Here is a 2128-nt window from a genome sequence, read left to right as displayed (position 1 = left end):
CTCGGGCGAGGGGGTGGCGGACGGAGGCGCCGACGGGGCGGACCCGCCGACTCCGTCCGAGGCCTCCGCGCCGCCGCTTCGCGAGCCGCCGGTGGCGGAACCCGTGGGGTCGTCGGCGGGCTTGTCCGCCGCCTTGCCGGTCGCCTCGTCCGTCGCCTTGCCCGTGCCGCCCTCCGACGCGTCGTCGGACACGCCGTCCGTGGCCTCGGGCGAGGGCGCGGCCGTCTCGTCGGCCGCCGGGTCGCCGCCCGGGTCCACGCCCGGCAGCGCCCCGTCCACGGCGAGGCCGGAGATCACCGCGCAGCTGGGCCACGCCTGGGGGCCCTTGGCGTCCAGCACCTTCTCGGCGACCGCTATCTGCTGCGACCGGCTGGCGAGGTCGGCGCGGGGGGCGTACGCCGTGCCGCCGTAGGCCTTCCAGGTGTCCTGGGAGAACTGGAGCCCCCCGTAGGAGCCGTTGCCGAGGTCGGCGCTCCACATGCCGCCGCTCTCGCACTCGGCGACGCGGTCCCAGGTCGAGGCGTCGGCGGCGTGCGCGCCGGCCGCGCCGAGAAGCGGGATGGCGATGGCCGATCCCGTCACACCAGCGGTGACGACGATGGCCGGTGCCTGGCGAGGGCGGCGGTGTCTGCCGTTCGCGGAGCCCATGAAGTTGCCTTCCGTGTGACTGACGTGTGACGGGGTCGAACGGTGAACCTAGCGGGACTCGAACGTGTGTCACAAGTCGATGCAGCGGAGATCACGCGAAAGTCACAGAGTTGACAGAGTGTCACCTTCGCCGGGCGGCCGGCCGGTACCGAATTCGACGGGAAGGGTGCGCAGTCCACGCATGATGAGCCCGCCGCGTCGGCGCAGATCACCGGGTTCCACGGCCAGCCGCAGGTCGGGGAGGCGTTGCAGCAGGGTCGCCAGCGCGGTCCGCCCCTCCAGCCGGGCGAGCGGGGCGCCCAGGCAGTAGTGGATGCCGTGCCCGTACCCGAGGTGCTGATTGTCACTCCGTGCAAGGTCCAGGCGGTCGGGGTCGGGGAACCGCTCCGGGTCGCGGTCGGCCGCCGCCAGCACGACGAGGACGGGGTCGCCCGCGGCGATGTCCTGCCCGCCCAGGGTCAGGGGTACGGTCGCGTAGCGCCAGGTCGCGAGCTCCACCGGGCCGTCGTAGCGCAGCAGTTCCTCGACGCCCGTGGCGAGCAGTTCGCTCTCGCCGGCCGCGAGGGAGCGTTGCAGCCGCTCGCGCTCCTCCGGGTCGCACAGCAGGGCGTAGACGCCGTTCCCGATGAGGTTGACCGTGGTCTCGAACCCGGCGAACAGAAGGATGAAGGCCATGGCGGCGGCCTCGTTCTCGGTGAGGTGCTCGCCGTGGTCGCTCGCCCGGATCAGGTCGGAGATCAGGTCGTCGCCGGGGTTCTCCCGTTTGCGGTGGATCAGTTCGGCGAGGTAGCCGCGCATCTTCTTCACCGAGCGGGCCACTCCGCCGCGCGGGCCGCCGCCGTGGCGGATCATCATCCCGGCCCAGTCCCGGAAGTCGTCCTGGTCCTCGCGCGGCACCCCGAGCAGGTCGCAGATCGCGTAGATGGGGAGCGGGAAGGCGAAGTCGTGGATGAGGTCGGCGTGCCCCCGGTCGGCGAACCCGTCGATGAGCCGGTCCGCCAGCTCCTGCACCCGGGGCGCGAACGCCGCGACCCGGCGCGGGGTGAACGCCTTCGCCACGAGCCGGCGCAGCCGGGTGTGGTCCGGCGGGTCGATGTTCAGCAGGTGCGTCGTCAGCTCCGCCTTGCGCTCCCCCGGGATCCCGGTCTTCCCCTTGGCGTTCGCCGGTCCGGCGTGGTGCGCCGGGTCCTTGGAGAGCCTGCTGTCGGCGAGCGCCTGCCGGGCGTCCCCGTACCGGGTCACGAGCCAGGCCTCGACCCCGCTCGGCAGCGTGGTGCGGTGCACCGGACTGTGCTCGCGGAGCCAGGCGTACGCGGGGTACGGGTCGGTGGCGAACTCCCAGGTGAAGAGTTCGGGGGCGGGGGCGGCCCCGCCGTCGGGGGCGGGGTGGGCGGGGCAGTCGTTCACCCCTCGACGTTATCCGCAGCGGTGTCGAGGCCCTCCGCCGCCCGGATCGCGTCCCGGTAGGCGCGGGGGGGGG

Annotated in this window: 2 protein-coding genes; both read right to left on the bottom strand. The window is 73.7% G+C overall.

Going from position 1 to position 2128, the window contains the following annotated elements:
- Window positions 1-648, bottom strand: a 648-nt coding sequence (locus tag IH13_RS44780; RefSeq protein ID WP_031086585.1) for a transglycosylase family protein, incomplete at its 3' end; no start/stop codon positions are given.
- 102 nt (window positions 649-750) lie between these two features.
- Window positions 751-2055 (bottom strand): cytochrome P450 family protein, encoded by a 1305-nt coding sequence (locus tag IH13_RS0120665; RefSeq protein ID WP_031086583.1) that lies wholly within the window; start codon window positions 2053-2055, stop codon window positions 751-753.
- Between the last annotated feature and the right edge of the window lie 73 nt (window positions 2056-2128).

It is taken from the genome of Streptomyces sp. NRRL WC-3549 (genome assembly GCF_000721935.1).
GTDB lineage: Bacteria > Actinomycetota > Actinomycetes > Streptomycetales > Streptomycetaceae > Streptomyces.
This window is presented reverse-complemented; position numbering and strand designations above follow the sequence as displayed.